13 protein-coding genes are annotated in these 15863 nt (G+C 48.9%); 12 read left to right on the top strand and 1 reads right to left on the bottom strand.

Annotated features, from left to right (window positions below; all coding sequences use genetic code 11):
• Nucleotides 1-10 precede the first annotated feature (10 nt).
• The 6 genes from AB432_RS28260 to AB432_RS28235 all read left to right on the top strand — a co-directional run bounded on the left by AB432_RS28260 (nucleotide 11) and on the right by AB432_RS28235 (nucleotide 9127).
• Nucleotides 11-1156, top strand: coding sequence for an acyl-CoA dehydrogenase (locus tag AB432_RS28260; RefSeq protein WP_048035120.1), 1146 nt, complete (start codon nucleotides 11-13; stop codon nucleotides 1154-1156).
• 32 nt (nucleotides 1157-1188) lie between these two features.
• Complete coding sequence (locus AB432_RS28255) at nucleotides 1189-2331, top strand: acyl-CoA dehydrogenase (RefSeq protein WP_048035119.1); 1143 nt, start codon at nucleotides 1189-1191, stop codon at nucleotides 2329-2331.
• A gap of 171 nt (nucleotides 2332-2502) precedes the next feature.
• Entirely contained in the window at nucleotides 2503-3135 is a 633-nt protein-coding gene (locus AB432_RS28250; protein WP_007725542.1) for a TetR/AcrR family transcriptional regulator, read from the top strand.
• Between the two features lie 121 nt (nucleotides 3136-3256).
• Nucleotides 3257-6508, top strand: a complete 3252-nt coding sequence (gene icmF / locus AB432_RS28245) for a fused isobutyryl-CoA mutase/GTPase IcmF (protein WP_048035118.1) — start codon at nucleotides 3257-3259, stop codon at nucleotides 6506-6508.
• Nucleotides 6509-6765: 257 nt separating this feature from the next.
• Nucleotides 6766-7326 carry a DNA-directed RNA polymerase subunit delta gene (gene rpoE, locus AB432_RS28240; protein ID WP_048035117.1) on the top strand — a complete coding sequence of 187 codons (561 nt, stop codon included), beginning with the start codon at nucleotides 6766-6768 and terminating at the stop codon, nucleotides 7324-7326.
• 205 nt (nucleotides 7327-7531) lie between these two features.
• Nucleotides 7532-9127 carry a CTP synthase gene (locus AB432_RS28235; RefSeq protein WP_048035116.1) on the top strand — a complete coding sequence of 532 codons (1596 nt, stop codon included), beginning with the start codon at nucleotides 7532-7534 and terminating at the stop codon, nucleotides 9125-9127.
• 72 nt (nucleotides 9128-9199) lie between these two features.
• On the opposite strand, the gene AB432_RS28230 is transcribed toward AB432_RS28235, so the two are convergent.
• Nucleotides 9200-9994, bottom strand: coding sequence for a lipid II flippase Amj family protein (locus AB432_RS28230; RefSeq protein WP_048035115.1), 795 nt, complete (start codon nucleotides 9992-9994; stop codon nucleotides 9200-9202).
• 171 nt (nucleotides 9995-10165) lie between these two features.
• On the opposite strand from AB432_RS28230, the gene AB432_RS28225 reads away from it, so the two are divergent.
• The 6 genes from AB432_RS28225 (at nucleotide 10166) to rho (ending at nucleotide 15858) form a co-directional block, all read left to right on the top strand.
• A complete protein-coding gene (locus AB432_RS28225; RefSeq protein WP_007725537.1) occupies nucleotides 10166-10540 on the top strand; it encodes a response regulator in 375 nt (124 codons plus the stop codon).
• Between the two features lie 103 nt (nucleotides 10541-10643).
• The gene (fba, locus tag AB432_RS28220) at nucleotides 10644-11498 is read left to right on the top strand and encodes a class II fructose-1,6-bisphosphate aldolase (protein ID WP_048035114.1); all 855 of its coding nucleotides are present in this window, start codon (nucleotides 10644-10646) and stop codon (nucleotides 11496-11498) included.
• A gap of 14 nt (nucleotides 11499-11512) precedes the next feature.
• A complete protein-coding gene (gene fsa, locus AB432_RS28215; protein WP_015893657.1) occupies nucleotides 11513-12157 on the top strand; it encodes a fructose-6-phosphate aldolase in 645 nt (214 codons plus the stop codon).
• 79 nt (nucleotides 12158-12236) lie between these two features.
• Nucleotides 12237-13520 (top strand): UDP-N-acetylglucosamine 1-carboxyvinyltransferase, encoded by a 1284-nt coding sequence (locus AB432_RS28210; protein WP_048035113.1) that lies wholly within the window; start codon nucleotides 12237-12239, stop codon nucleotides 13518-13520.
• A gap of 28 nt (nucleotides 13521-13548) precedes the next feature.
• The gene (glpX, locus tag AB432_RS28205; RefSeq protein ID WP_048035112.1) at nucleotides 13549-14511 is read left to right on the top strand and encodes a class II fructose-bisphosphatase; all 963 of its coding nucleotides are present in this window, start codon (nucleotides 13549-13551) and stop codon (nucleotides 14509-14511) included.
• Nucleotides 14512-14577: 66 nt separating this feature from the next.
• Complete coding sequence (gene rho / locus AB432_RS28200) at nucleotides 14578-15858, top strand: transcription termination factor Rho (protein WP_048035111.1); 1281 nt, start codon at nucleotides 14578-14580, stop codon at nucleotides 15856-15858.
• Nucleotides 15859-15863 lie beyond the last annotated feature (5 nt).

Raw genomic sequence — 15863 nt, 5'->3', positions numbered from 1 at the left:
TAGGACGGACATGGATTTCCGATTGAACGAAGAGCAAGAGATGATGCGCCGCATGGTGCGAGACTTTGCCCAGAAAGAGATCGCCCCTTTCGTCCCGGTGATGGAAGAGACGGACCAGTTCCCGCGTCAGATCCTGAAAAAGATGGGCGAGATGGGGCTCATGGGCATTCCGATCGCCGAAGAGTGGGGAGGAGCAGGAGCGGACTTTATTTCCTACATTTTGGCCATTCACGAGATTTCCAAGGTGAGTGCGACAGTAGGCGTCATTTTGTCCGTGCATACCTCCGTCGGGACGAACCCGATTCTCTACTTCGGTACCGAGGAGCAAAAACGCAAATACGTGACGAAGCTTGCAAGTGGGGAATACCTCGGGGCTTTTGCCTTGACAGAGCCGCATGCAGGTTCTGATGCGAGCAGTATACGAACCACAGCCGTGAAAAAAGGCGACGAGTACATCCTAAACGGAAACAAAGTGTTCATCACGAACGGCGGAGAAGCAGATACGTATATCGCGTTTGCCGTAACTGACTCTACAAAGGGAACCAAGGGAATATCGGCCTTTATCGTAGACAAGGATACACCGGGCTTCATGGTTGGGAAAAAGGAAAAGAAGATGGGACTACACGGTTCCTACACGACAGAGCTCGTATTCGACAACGCGCGTGTACCGGCTGCCAACCTGCTGGGGCAGGAAGGGGAAGGCTTCTGTATCGCGATGGCGAATCTGGATTCCGGACGAATCGGGATTGCTGCACAAGCCCTTGGTATTGCCGAGGCCGCAGTCCAGTACGCGACAGAGTATGCGCGGGAACGCAAGCAGTTCGGACAATCGATTGGCAAGCAGCAAGCCATCGCCTTCAAGCTGGCTGATATGGCGACGAAAGCAGAAGTAGCCCGGTTGCTGGTATACCGAGCGGCGTGGCTGCGCAGTCAAGGAATCGCTTGTGGAATGGAAGCCTCGATGGCAAAACGCTTTGCCACAGACTCAGCGATGGAGCTCGCCACAGAAGCCGTGCAAATCTTTGGCGGCTATGGCTACACCAGAGAATATCCGGTTGAGCGTCTATTCCGGGATGCGAAAGTAACGCAAATCTATGAGGGCACCAACGAAATTCAGCGAATCGTTATCGCTAAGCATTTGCTTGCTGATTCATAGAAAGATGAAAAACACATGGGGGAGTGATTCATATGAATTTCCAACTGACCGAAGAACATGACATGATGCGCAAAATGATTCGCGACTTTGCAGAGAATCAAGTAGCTCCGACAGCAGCCGAGCGCGATGAAGAAGAGTGCTTTGATCGTTCTATTTTTGAGCAAATGGCTGAGCTTGGACTGACAGGCATTCCTTGGCCGGAACAATACGGCGGAGCAGGTGCAGATTACCTGAGCTACGTCATTGCAGTGGAAGAACTCTCCCGTGTGGATGCCTCCATCGGTGTGACACTGTCCGCACATGTTTCCTTGGCGAGCTGGCCGATTTACAAATTCGGGACAGAGGAGCAAAAGCAAAAGTTTTTGCGTCCATTGGCAGAAGGCAAGAAGATGGGGGCGTACTGTTTGACCGAGGCGGGATCTGGCTCTGATTCTGCAGGAATGCGCACGACAGCCGTACGCGATGGCGATCACTACATTTTAAATGGCACCAAAATTTTCATTACCAATGCAGGCGAAGCAGAAATCTACATCGTATTCGCGGTCACCCAACCAGAGCTGAAGCACAAAGGCATTACGGCTTTCATCGTTGAAAAAGGCACGGACGGCTTCACGATGGGGAAAAAGGAGAAAAAGCTGGGTATCCGTTCCTCGCCAACACTTGCGGTCAATTTTGAAGATGTGCGCGTGCCGGTAGAAAATAGGCTGGGCGAAGAAGGACAAGGGTTCAAGATCGCGATGATGACATTGGACGGAGGAAGAAACGGTATCGCCGCTCAAGCATTGGGAATTGCACAAGGTGCGTACGAGCATGCACGGAATTATGCCAAAGAACGCAGCCAGTTTGGCAAACCAATCGCTTCCTTGCAGGCAATCCAGTTCAAATTGGCAGACATGGCTACCAAGATCGAGGCATCCCGTTTGCTCACTTACCAAGCAGCGTGGTTGGAGGATCAAGGTCTTCCATATGGCAAAGCATCTGCGATGTCCAAAGTATTTGCAGGAGATACAGCAATGGAAGTAACAACTGAGGCTGTTCAAGTTTTCGGTGGTTATGGCTACACACGGGAGTATCCTGTGGAGCGCTTCATGCGTGATGCCAAAATTACACAAATCTATGAAGGAACAAATGAAATCCAACGTGTCGTGATCAGCAATTTCCTGCTAAAAGAGTAGGAAGCTGTCCCGTCTTCCAACACAATTACACTCATAGAAAAGAAAAGTTTGGCTTTGTGCTCTTACTCGCGTATAATGATCTGCGAATGATACAAAAGTAGAGTGTTTGCGCCTTCTTTTCTATGAGGCGTCTGACCAAACGCTCAGTCGGTTGGAAAGGTGGATTTTGGAGTGTCTGACAAGAGAAAAACGATACCGTCCCTGGTAAAGGACCCAAAACTGATCGAGAGAAGACGAGAGCAGATTATTGAGGCTGCCGTTCATCTCTTCATTAATAAAGGTTTTCATAAAACGACGACAAGGGAGATTGCCCGGGCGTCTGGATTTAGTATTGGTACGTTGTACGAGTATATCGAGTCAAAAGAAGACGTGCTTTATCTTGTTTGCGATGCCATTCATGCGGAGATGGAGACGCGCTTGCGTGAGGCGATCAATTTCAACGGAACTGGCTTGAAAACATTAAAGGTCGCACTAAAGAGCCTGATCCGCGTAATGGATCAGATGAGCGACCGCGTTTTGCTTATTTATCAGGAAGCCAAATCATTGCCAAAAGAAACACTCCGCTACGTGTTGGGGCGTGAAGAAGCGATTTCGCACATTTTCGTCGAAATTCTGGAAAAAGGGATTGCCGATGGTTCGCTGCGCATTGACGAAAAGAACGTCAAGCTGATGGCCGACAATATCATGGTGCTGGGCGAAATGTGGGTCTTCCGCCGCTGGGCATTGAAAAAGCACTATACCATTGAGGAGTACACAGAGAAGCAAATTGCCCTGTTGCTTCGCGAAATCAGTGTCTCCGATTAAGAAGAAAGTTTGAAAAGTCTGGGAAACAAAGAGTGCCAAGCATACCTCGCGTCTACCGCGCCTTGATCTGCTTGGCTCTGTTTTTCCGCCTTTTTAAACTTATGAAAAGGAGAGTGGAACGATGGAAACGGAAGTGTATCGTCCGCAAAACAAGGTTCGCTTTGTGACCGCAGCCAGTCTGTATGATGGTCACGATGCCTCGATTAATATCATGCGCCGTATTTTACAATCGTCGGGAGTAGAGGTCATCCATCTCGGACACAACCGCTCTGTTGACGATATTGTAACAGCCGCTGTCCAGGAGGATGTGCAAGGGATTGCCATCAGTTCCTACCAAGGCGGTCATGTGGAGTATTTCAAATACGTAATTGATCTATTACGCGAGCGGGGAGCAGAGCATATCCGTGTTTTTGGCGGCGGTGGCGGCGTTATCGTTCCACGCGAGATTCGGGAATTGGAAGAGTACGGAGTCTGTAAAATTTACTCGCCAGATGATGGCAGACGATTGGGCTTGCAAGGCATGATCAACGACATGATCAGACATAGCGATTTTCCAACCGTTAAGCAACTGGAGGAAGAAGTAGCAGGCTTGCGCGAGCAAAACCATCAGGCGATTGCCCGGCTTATTTCCGTTGCTGAGTATGCAGTGGACCAACCCGTATGGACAGAACCTCTCCGGGAAATTTTAGTGGAAGCTGATTCAACCATTCCGGTATTAGGGATCACAGGCACGGGTGGAGCAGGAAAAAGCTCATTAACTGATGAGCTTGTTCGTCGATTTATTCGCACTTATCCCGAGAAGACGGTTGCGATCTTGTCTGTCGATCCATCCAAGCAAAAATCAGGTGGAGCGTTACTAGGTGACCGTATCCGTATGAATGCGAATTCGACACCGCGCGTATACATGCGCAGTCTCGCCACCCGCAAATCAGGCATGGAGCTGTCTGCTGCATTAAAAGACGCGATTCAAGTAACCCGTTCTGCCCATTTTGATCTGATTATTGTGGAAACGAGCGGGATTGGTCAGGGGGATGCGCAGGTCACAGAAGTGTGCGACGTCTCCATGTACGTCATGACCAGTGAATTCGGGGCACCATCCCAGTTGGAAAAGATTGATATGCTGGACTTTGCTGATGTGATCGCGATCAATAAATTTGAGCGCAAAGGCTCGGAGGACGCTCTTCGCGAGGTTCGCAAGCAATATCGACGCAATCATCAGCTTTTTGAGCTGCCGGATGAAAAGGTTCCTGTGTATGGTACGATTGCGAGCCAGTTTAACGATCCGGGAACGAATGTGTTATTTGCTGCCTTGATGCATCGAATGGTAGAAAAGACTGGCGTTGACTGGCCTGTGGAGCATCTGGATACGACTCCTGTTAACATTCATAAAACTTCGTTGATTCCGACAGAGAGAATCAATTATTTGCAAGACATTGCCAACACCGTCCGCCAATACCGTGCCTATGCCGAAGAGCAGTCGTTGATTGCCCGCAAGCTGTTCCAGTTGCAGGGCGCAAAGGAGACGGTACTTGCCTCGGGAGATTCTGCGGCTACCGAGCTGGCAGCGGTGCTCGATAAGCAAATCGTTCTTTTTGAAGAAAAGCTACATCCGGAGTGCCGACGTATTCTCGAAAATTGGCCTAAGCTGAAGGAAGCGTATCGGAAGGATCAATTCGTCACGAAAATTCGCGACAAGGAATTGATTACCAAGCTTTTCAGTGTATCGTTGTCTGGTACACGCATTTCAAAAGTAGCCGTCCCTGATTACGAGGATTGGGGCGAAATTTTAAAGTGGTCGTTAAAAGAAAACGTACCAGGTGAATTCCCTTATACCGCAGGAGTATTTCCGTTTAAACGTGAGGGAGAGGACCCTAAGCGACAATTTGCGGGCGAAGGTACTCCAGAGCGGACGAACAAACGCTTTCACTTCCTGTCTCAAAATGATGATGCGAAGCGACTCAGTACGGCTTTTGACTCGGTTACGCTGTATGGTGAGGACCCTGACTACCGCCCGGACATTTACGGGAAGATCGGTACGAGTGGGGTTAGCATTTGCACCCTGGATGACATGAAAAAGCTGTACGCCGGCTTTGATCTATGTGCACCTAGCACTTCTGTGTCCATGACGATCAACGGTCCTGCGCCCATGATTTTGGCCATGTTCATGAATACGGCGATTGAGCAGCAGCTAGATGCTTTTGTCCAAAAAGAAGGGCGCCAGCCTACCGAGGACGAAGCGAAGCAAATCAGGGCGTACACGCTGTCGACCGTTCGCGGAACCGTTCAGGCGGATATTTTGAAAGAGGATCAGGGGCAAAACACGTGTATCTTCTCGACAGAATTTGCCTTGCGGATGATGGGGGATATCCAGCAGTATTTTATCGATCAGAAAGTGCGGAACTACTACTCTGTGTCCATTTCCGGCTATCATATTGCGGAGGCGGGGGCGAATCCGATTACGCAGCTTGCGTTTACGCTGTCTAACGGATTTACCTACGTCGAGTACTATTTAAGCCGTGGCATGAACATCGATGACTTTGCGCCGAACTTGTCTTTCTTCTTCTCCAATGGTCTCGATCCGGAATACACCGTGATTGGACGTGTGGCTCGCCGGATTTGGGCAACCGTGATGAAGAATCGTTATGGTGCAAATGACCGCAGCCAAAAGCTGAAGTACCACATCCAGACATCCGGCCGTTCCTTGCACGCGCAGGAGATGGATTTCAACGATATCAGAACGACCTTGCAGGCCTTGATTGCCATTTACGACAACTGTAATTCACTTCACACGAATGCATACGACGAGGCGATTACGACCCCGACAGAGAATTCTGTGCGGCGCGCGATGGCGATTCAGATGATCATCAACAAGGAAATGGGACTCGCGAAAAATGAGAACCCGCTTCAAGGGGCATTCATCATCGACGAGTTGACTGATCTGGTAGAAGAGGCAGTTATGCAAGAGTTCGAGCGGATCAGTTCTCGCGGAGGCGTGCTGGGAGCGATGGAGACTCAATACCAGCGCGGCAAAATTCAAGACGAGTCCATGTATTACGAGATGAAAAAGCATACAGGCGAGCTGCCAATTATTGGGGTGAACACGTTCATCAATCCGAATGCATCTGAGGACGATTACGAGATTGAATTGGCTCGGGCAACCGAAGAGGAAAAAGAACAGCAAATCATAAATCTCCGTGCATTCCAGGAGCGCCACAAGGATGTGTCTGCGACTGCGCTGCGGCGCCTGCAGGAAGTGGCCATGGCGGGAGAGAACATCTTTGCTGAGCTGATGGAGACGGTAAAAGTAGCATCGCTTGGACAAATCAGTGCTGCTCTGTATGAAGTAGGCGGTCAATACCGCAGAAATATGTAAGACAAATCCCTCGGTAGCGATTGCCGAGGGATGTCTTTGGTTTTGGTGTCGACAAGAATTAGTCAGCCCCTGTTTGAAAGCCTTGCATTTTCGTCTAAAATAAGGAATACTGTATGATAGCCTTCTTATGTTGTACGATGTACAATCGAAGAAATCGATATCATTTATGAATGACTTATACCAGCCTGCGTCCCCCGAACAGGGCACCGGGTCAGTATTCAAATCAATCGTTTTTATATGGAAAGGACGTGCCCTGAGTGAGTCAATTGTTTGCTCATATGGATTCCGAGAAACTGAGTGAGATGGCGTTAGTTGACATTGCGTATGAAATTTTGCGTGAAACTAACCGCACTTACAACTTCCGCGAGCTGATGAATGAACTGGTTGCAGTGCGCAAGCTGACAGATGAACAACTCATGGCAATCATCGCGCAAGTATACACAGAAATTAACATTGATGGCCGCTTCGTGTGCCTCGGTGACAACGTATGGGGATTGAAACGCTGGTACCCAACCGACACCGTGGAAGAAACCCAAGAGGGTGGCGGAACGAAGAAGAAGAAAATCGTCACGGAAGACGACTTCGACGATTACGATTCCGAAGACGAAGGTGTCGAAGAATTCGAGGACGACGATGTTGTCATCTTTGAGGACGAAGAGGAATTCGTTGACGAGGATTCTGAAATCGAAGAAGAAGAAATCGATGGAGAAATCGACGAGGAAGAACTCGAAGACGAAGATGATGAGATGTTCGAAGAGGACGAAGAGCTTGAGGAAGAGGAATCTGACGAAGAGCTCGACGACGAAGACGAGAAATAGGTCCTTGACTTCCGCTTGAGGGACAGATAAAATACTCCTTGGGCTTCACATGAAGAAGGATCAAATATGGGAAACTATAAAACAAAAGTGCCCCTACCCCATTTCTTTACGGGATAGGACTCGCTTTTGTTTTTCTTTTTTTTTGGAGCCGTCTTCATTCGATTTTTATAACAACTTAAGGGTGAGGGAAAGAGGGGACGTAACGATGACGAAGTATATTTTTGTGACAGGCGGGGTTGTATCCTCGTTGGGAAAAGGAATTACAGCGGCTTCTCTGGGCCGACTCTTGAAAAATAGGGGTCTGAAGGTAACCATCCAGAAGTGTGACCCATACATCAACGTTGACCCGGGAACAATGAGTCCGTATCAACACGGGGAAGTTTTCGTAACGGACGATGGTGCGGAAACAGACCTGGACTTGGGCCACTATGAGCGCTTTATCGATATCAACCTGAGCGCTAACTCCAATATGACGACTGGTAGAATTTACTCGACTGTCATCGCCAAAGAACGCCGTGGCGACTATTTGGGAGGAACCGTTCAAGTTATTCCTCACATCACGAACGAAATCAAAGATCGCATTTTCCGTGCAGGTCGCGAAACCGGGGCAGATGTAGTGATTACCGAGATCGGTGGAACTGTAGGGGATATCGAGAGCTTGCCATTCCTTGAATCCATTCGTCAGATCAAAAGTGACATCGGTCGCGAAAACGTCATGTACATTCACGTAACCCTGGTACCATACATCAAGGCAGCAGGTGAAATGAAAACCAAGCCTACGCAACATAGCGTGAAAGAACTGCGCAGCTTGGGTATTCAACCAAATGTAATCGTGACACGTACCGAGCAACCGATGACGCAAGAAATGAAAGACAAGTTGGCTCTGTTCTGTGATATCGATAAAAATGCGGTAGTGGAATGTGTAGACGCTGATAGCCTTTACGATGTACCACTGCAATTGCAAGCACAAGGATTGGACGATTATGTATGCCGCCACTTGGGTCTGACTTGCCAAGAAGCGGATATGACAGAGTGGAAATCGCTCGTATCGAAAATCAAAAACCTGTCCAAGACGACTACCATTGCAATCGTTGGTAAATATGTAGAATTGCATGATGCGTACTTGTCCGTAGCAGAAGCGCTGTACCATGGTGGCTATGCGAACGACTCCAAAGTAGAAATCAAATGGGTGCACGCGGAAGAAGTTACGCCAGAAAATGTTGGCGAACTGCTCGGTGATGTAAAAGGTATCCTCGTACCAGGCGGCTTTGGCGATCGTGGTATCGAAGGTAAAATCATCGCTACGCGCTATGCTCGTGAAAATAAAGTACCATTCCTCGGAATTTGCCTGGGTATGCAAATCGCTGTGATCGAGTTCGCTCGCCACGTAGCGGGTATGGACGGCGCAAACAGCTCCGAGATCAACCCGAATACAGCATATCCGGTTATTGACCTCTTGCCAGAGCAAAAAGATATCGAGGACAAGGGCGGTACAATGCGTCTGGGTCTCGGTCCAACCAAAGTGGAAGAAGGCACGCTGACTGAGGCTGCATACGGAAGTACCCTGGTTTATGAGCGTCATCGTCATCGTTATGAAGTGAACAACGAATACCGTGATCAATTGGCGCAGTTGGGCTTGCGTTTTGCAGGTACAACTCCAGATGGTCGTCTGGTTGAAATCGTGGAAGTTCCAGAACATCCATGGTATGTAGCGACACAGTTCCATCCAGAGTTCACATCCCGTCCGAACCGTCCACAGCCACTGTTCCGTGACTTCGTGAAGGCTTCCCTGAACAAATAACATAGTTCGTTAAATAGAAAGACGCACCCGCGATGTATAGTCGCAGGTGCGTCTTGTGCTTTCCAAAGCAGATCAATGGAACAAGGGAGATAGCCAGGCTACCCAGTAGGCGGACGGAATGAGCAGGAATTGAGCCAAAATCGTTCCGATAAAACGTGAGATCATCAGCCACAGGTACATGTCGCGAATCGATTGCTGCGTGGTTTTCCCTTGCATTGCTTTTTCTGTCAAAAGGGCAATTTGCGGGTCTACCAGAATCGTCATGAAAATCGTGGCAAAGCCGTTGATTAATCCGGAAGACATCAGAACAGTTGCTTTGTAATCCGGGGCTAGCAATGTCGCGTACAACACGGACAGTACGCTGCTTGTGTAGATAGCTGTCCCCAATGCATTAAGTAACAGTAATCGTTTGGGAACGCCTTTGATTCGAAACCGAGAGATGGCTTGCCAGCTAGGAATCCGGACATGATGGTGGACACGGCGGATGGTTTCGACAGTAACTGCCGTGCGAATCATTTGCGGAATTGAGCCCGCTATCTCCAAGTGCGAGATCATTCGTTTCGATAGTTGGACAAAAGTGGGGAACAGTACGATAGCCGCCAAGGTTCCGAGCGAGGACGCTGCAATAATCACGTGCAATTGCGTGCTAGGATCAAAGTGCTCGATCGCAGCTTGATCCATCAATCCCCCGGTAAAGGGTCCTTGAATCAGGTTGGAAGTACGGGAGAGGAGCAATACGATCCCGACCAGAGACATCGCTACAGCTATCCTGCCTGTTTGTACCCCTGCAAAACGGATTCCGTAGGTAAGTGTCTCTGTTGTATGGATAATAAATGTTAACAAGCAAATCAGCCACAGAGCATCCATAGTAAGTATCTGGCTCCTTGTGTGTAGGGGAAATTGGTTTTTCCCATTATACTCGAAATGAGGCCTGTGGGAAATTTTAAGCAGACGTTCAGCAAAAAAGGTGAAGGAGTTTCCTGATTTTAGGCGAACCCATAATAATTAAGAAAACGCATTCGTCAGGGGGGAATCAGAATGTTCGACAAACAAGATAAAAAGGTACTGGTTGTGGATGACCAGTATGGGATTCGCATTTTACTGTATGAGGTGCTGGGAAAAGAAGGGTACAAGACCTTTCAGGCAGCAAACGGGAAAATGGCATTAGAGATTGTGGAAAAAGAATCGCCAGATTTGGTTATCCTCGACATGAAGATCCCTGGGATGGATGGTATTGAGATCTTGAAACACATCAAGAAGATCAATCAGGAAATCAAAGTCATCATGATGACAGCTTACGGAGAGCTGGACATGATCAAAGAAGCAACACAACTGGGAGCATTGACTCATTTTACAAAGCCATTTGATATCGATGAACTACGAATGGCGGTGCATCAGCAATTAGCTTGTTAGGAACTGACTGCTAAGGTCAGGGTACAAGCGTCCCTGTTAACAAATGCTTGTCTGTGGTATAATAAGCCACATGACTGAAGTCTGCTAGAGGAGGATTTACAAAATGCCACTGGTACCTATGACCGCTTTTACCGAAGACGTCAAAAAGCATAAATACGCCGTCGGACAATTTAACCTGAACAATCTGGAGTTTACTCAAGCGATTACGGAAGCTGCGATGGAAGAAAAATCGCCTGTGATCTTTGGTGTTTCTGAGGGTGCATTGAAATACATGGGGATCGATTATACAGTAGCGATTGCAAAAGTGGCTGCTGAACGCGCAGGAGTTCCTGTTGCTTTGCATCTTGACCATGGTAGCAATTTCGACATGGTAATGAAGTGCATTCGCGCTGGGTTCTCTTCTGTTATGTTCGATGGTTCCCATCATTCGTTTGAAGATAACCTTCGCCTGACCAAACAGGTTGTAGAGGCTGCTCACGCTGTTGGCGTATCGGTAGAAGGTGAACTCGGTACCATCGGCGGAGTGGAAGACGACTTGTCTGTTGACGAGGAAGATGCTACTCTGGCAAATCCTGAGGAAGCAATCCGCTTCTGGGAAGAAACAAAAGTAGACTACGTAGCGATTGCTGTAGGTACAGCACACGGTATGTACAAAGGAGTTCCAAAAATCCGCTACGACATTATCGAAAAAGTAGCGAGCAACATTGGAGCGCCGATCGTTCTTCACGGTGGTTCCGGCGTACCAGACGAAGCGATTATCGAATCCATCCGTTTGGGCGTAGGAAAAATCAATGTAAATACAGAAAGCCAAGTCGCATGCACGGAAACAGTTCGCAAAGTGCTGGCTGCTAAGCCGAATGAGATCGACCCACGCAAATACCTGAGCCCTGCTCGCGATGCGATCAAGGAAGTAGTAAAAGGAAAAATGCGCTTGTTCGGAAGCAGCAACCGCGCGTAACTGGGAGGCTAATCATGCGTTTTTTGATTGATACAGCAAACGTTGAAGAAATCCGCGAGATTCACGAATGGGGAGTTCTGGCAGGTGTAACGACAAATCCGTCCCTGGTTGCCAAAGAAGGACGCGATTTTGTAGAAACCCTGAAAGAAATTCTCGATATTGTTGACGGTCCGATCAGTGCCGAAGTCATCAGTACAGATGCAAAAGGCATGATTGAAGAGGGAGAGAAGCTCGCTGCTCTTTCGAAAAACATCGTCATCAAGCTGCCAATGACCGCAGAAGGTTTGAAGGCAACGAAGTATTTTGCTAAACGCAAAATCAGAACAAACGTAACACTGGTGTTCTCCGCGAACCAGGCACTTTTGGCTGCGCGCGCAGGTGCGAGCTTTGTGTCTCCGTTCTTGGGACGCCTGGATGATATTGGTCAAGATGGCATGCAATTGATCGAAGATATTGCAGAAATCTTTTCTGTTCATGGTATCGACACCGAGATCATTGCGGCATCTGTGCGCCACCCTGTTCACGTAACAGAGGCAGCTCGCCGTGGTTCTCACTTCGCTACCATTCCAGCGAAAGTATTCAAACAACTGATTGCCCATCCACTGACAGACAGTGGCTTGGAGAAATTCCTCGCTGACTGGGCAAGCATGCAAAAATAAGGACATGTGTTGAAAGTCCAAGCACCTTTTCCATTGGGGAAGGTGCTTCTTTCCCGATTACGCCTGAGGAGAGCAAAGCATGGATAAGCTGATCATCAACGGTGGAAAACCGCTCGCGGGGACGGTGACCATCAGCGGAGCAAAAAACAGCGCAGTCGCACTCATCCCAGCAGCGTTGCTGGCAGATGGACCCGTTGTTATTGAGAATCTCCCCCGTATTCAGGATGTAGGTATTTATCACGAGCTCTTGCAGGAAATGGGAGCTGACGTGCTGTTCGAAGAAGATTGGATGGAAATCGATGGACGCGGTATGAGGCTGATGCTCATGCCAAATGGTCGCATCAAAAAGCTTCGCGCCTCGTACTATTTGTGGGGAGCCTTGCTCGCCAAGTTCGGTGAAGCGCAGGTTGGCTTGCCAGGTGGCTGTGATTTGGGCCCGCGTCCAGTAGATTTGCATATCAAAGGCTTTGAAGCGATGGGCGCCGAGGTGGAGAACAAAAACGGAGTCATGACTATTCGTGCCCAAAATGGACGGTTGCAGGGCGCGCGAATTTATCTCGATCTGGTCAGTGTTGGTGCGACCATTAACATTATGCTGGCTGCTGCCAAAGCAGATGGTGTGACCATTATTGAAAACGCTGCCCGTGAGCCTGAGATCGTCGATGTAGCGACCTTGCTCAACAACATGGGAGCAAACATCAAAGGCGCGGGAACGGACATGATCCGCATTCAAGGCGTAGAGCGCTTGCGCGGATGCCGTCATACGATTATCCCTGATCGCATCGAAGCGGGGACGTACATGATTGCAGCAGCGGCTACGAACGGCAATGTGATGGTGGAGAATGTCATTCCAAAGCATTTGGAGTCTGTGACGGCCAAGCTGCGCGAAATCGGTGTGCAAGTGGTAGAGCAGGATGATAGTATCCAAGTCATCGGATATGATTCTTATCGATCAATCGATGTGAAAACGAGTCCGTATCCGGGTTTTCCAACGGATCTCCAGCAGCCGATCACGACCTTGCTGACTCTTGCCAAAGGCTCAAGCATCGTGACGGACAATATTTACAGCTCGCGTTTTCGACATGTAGATGAACTGCGCCGTATGGGAGCTTCCTTGAGGATTGAAGGAAGATCGGCTGTCATCGAAGGCGGAAGCAAACTGAATGGTGCCAAAGTGGTAGCTTCGGATTTGCGTGCGGGAGCAGCTCTGTTCATTGCCGGACTGGCAACAAACGGCACGACAGAATTAGAAGGACTTGAACATATAGATCGTGGCTACGAAAACTTGGTGGGCAAACTGCAAGCCTTGGGGGCCGATATTACTCGGGTAGGCCTGCAAAGCATGGAAAACCACCAGCGTTAACCAATCACCAGGAGAGGAGTCTTCCAGAATGGAACGCAGTTTAACACTTGAACTGGTACGTGTGACTGAAGCTGCTGCTTTGGCTTCTGCCAGTTGGATGGGTCTCGGAAAAAAAGATGAGGCTGACGATGCGGCAACGACCGCAATGCGCAATGAATTTATGAAAGTGCCGATGGATGGCGTGGTAGTAATTGGTGAGGGCGAAATGGACGAAGCACCAATGCTGTACATCGGTGAGCGTTTGGGCCAGGGAGTGGCTCCGGCAGTCGATGTGGCTGTTGACCCTTTGGAGGGAACCAATATCCTCGCAAAAGGTACATGGGGAGCGATTTCGGTCATTGCCATTGCAGACCGTGGAAATTTGTTGCATGCTCCTGACATGTATATGGAGAAAATGGCAGTAGGGCCTAAAGCAGTCGGCAAAGTCGATATCAACGCACCGGTTCGTGACAACCTGAAAGCGGTAGCGCAAGCACAGGGGAAAGATATCAGCGATTTGGTTGCTATTGTGCTTGACCGTGATCGTCACTCTAGGGTGATCCACGAAATTCGTGAGGCAGGTGCGCGTATTCGCCTCATCTCAGACGGAGACGTAGCTGCTGCGATCAATACTGCTTTCCCGGATACAGGTGTAGACATTTTGTTCGGTTCTGGAGGAGCTCCTGAAGGTGTTCTGGCAGCAGTTGCCTTGAAATGCCTCGGGGGAGAAATTCAGGGCAAGCTGTTACCACAAAATGAAGATGAGATTAAACGCTGTGTCAAAATGGGATTAACGAACCCTCATCAAGTACTGTTCATGGATGATTTGGTGAAAGGTGATGACGCCATTTTTGCAGCGACAGGTGTAACAGATGGCGAGTTGCTCAAAGGGGTTCGCTTCCAAGGAACTCGTGCGACGACTAATTCCGTTGTTATGCGTGCAAAAACCGGAACGGTACGTTTCATTGAAGGGAACCACCGCTTAGAACGCAAGCCGAGTAACGGTTTGTAAGAAAACAATTTTCGCATTTATTTGTTGAGCTAGGTTTTTTAAGAGTAAATAAAGAGTGGTGGATGTATGTTACTTTCTGAACTAGAAGAAAAGAAGTTGACCGACCTCTATAAGCTTGCCAAGGAATACCATATTCCGTACTACTCCCAGCTGAAGAAGAAGGAATTGATTTTCGCGATTCTTCGGGCACGAGCGGAGCGGGATGGTCTCATGTTTATGGAGGGGGTTCTCGAAATATTGCCGGAGGGATACGGTTTCCTTCGTCCCATTAACTATCTCCCCAGTTCGGAAGATATCTACATCTCCCAGTCGCAGATTCGCCGTTTTGATCTGCGGATGGGGGATGTGGTATCTGGAAAAGCAAGACCACCGAAGGAGAATGAACGTTATTTTGGACTCCTTCAAGTAGAGGCAGTGAACGGAGAAGACCCTGAGACAGCCGCAGAGCGTCTACATTTCCCCGCATTGACACCGTTGTATCCTCAAACCAAGCTTGTATTGGAGACAGCCCCTGCACGTGTTTCCACTCGCCTGATGGATCTTCTCTCTCCTGTTGGACTGGGTCAGCGTGGATTGATTGTGGCTCCGCCAAAAGCGGGGAAAACCATGCTGATCAAAGAGATTGCCAACAGCATTACCGAAAGCCGCCCGGATATCCACTTGTTTGTCTTGCTCATTGATGAGCGTCCGGAAGAGGTGACGGATATGCAACGATCTGTCAAAGGAGAGGTAGTTGCCTCGACTTTTGACGAGTTGCCTGAGAATCACATCAAAGTTGCTGAGCTTGTCTTGGAGCGTGCGAAGCGACTGGTTGAGCACAAAAAAGACGTGGTGATCCTGCTGGATTCCATTACACGTCTCGCTCGTGCCTACAACTTGGTTATTCCTCCAAGTGGTCGAACATTGTCCGGTGGTATTGATCCGGCAGCCTTCCATCGTCCGAAGCGCTTTTTTGGTTCAGCGCGGAACATTGAAGAAGGCGGCAGCTTGACCATTTTGGCTACGGCTTTGGTTGAGACCGGCTCTCGCATGGACGATGTGATCTATGAGGAGTTCAAAGGAACCGGAAACATGGAGCTTCATTTGGATCGCAAGCTGGCGGAGCGCAGAATTTTCCCGGCGATCGATATCCGCCGTTCGGGTACGCGCCGCGAAGAGCTTCTGCTCACCAAAGAAGAGCTGGATAAACTGTGGATGATCCGGAAGAACATGAATGAAACAAATGAGTTTGTCGACTCCTTTATTAAAAAGTTGGCAGATACAAAAACAAACGAAGAATTTTTGCAAACCCTTGAATCTAAGCAACAGAGCAGAGGGAAAGCAGCTAGCACGACGGTGAGTTCATGATGACT

This window comes from Brevibacillus brevis (genome assembly GCF_001039275.2).
Taxonomy (GTDB): domain Bacteria; phylum Bacillota; class Bacilli; order Brevibacillales; family Brevibacillaceae; genus Brevibacillus; species Brevibacillus brevis_C.
The sequence above is the reverse complement of the archived record's forward strand: the minus strand, read 5'-3'. Positions and strand labels throughout refer to the sequence as shown.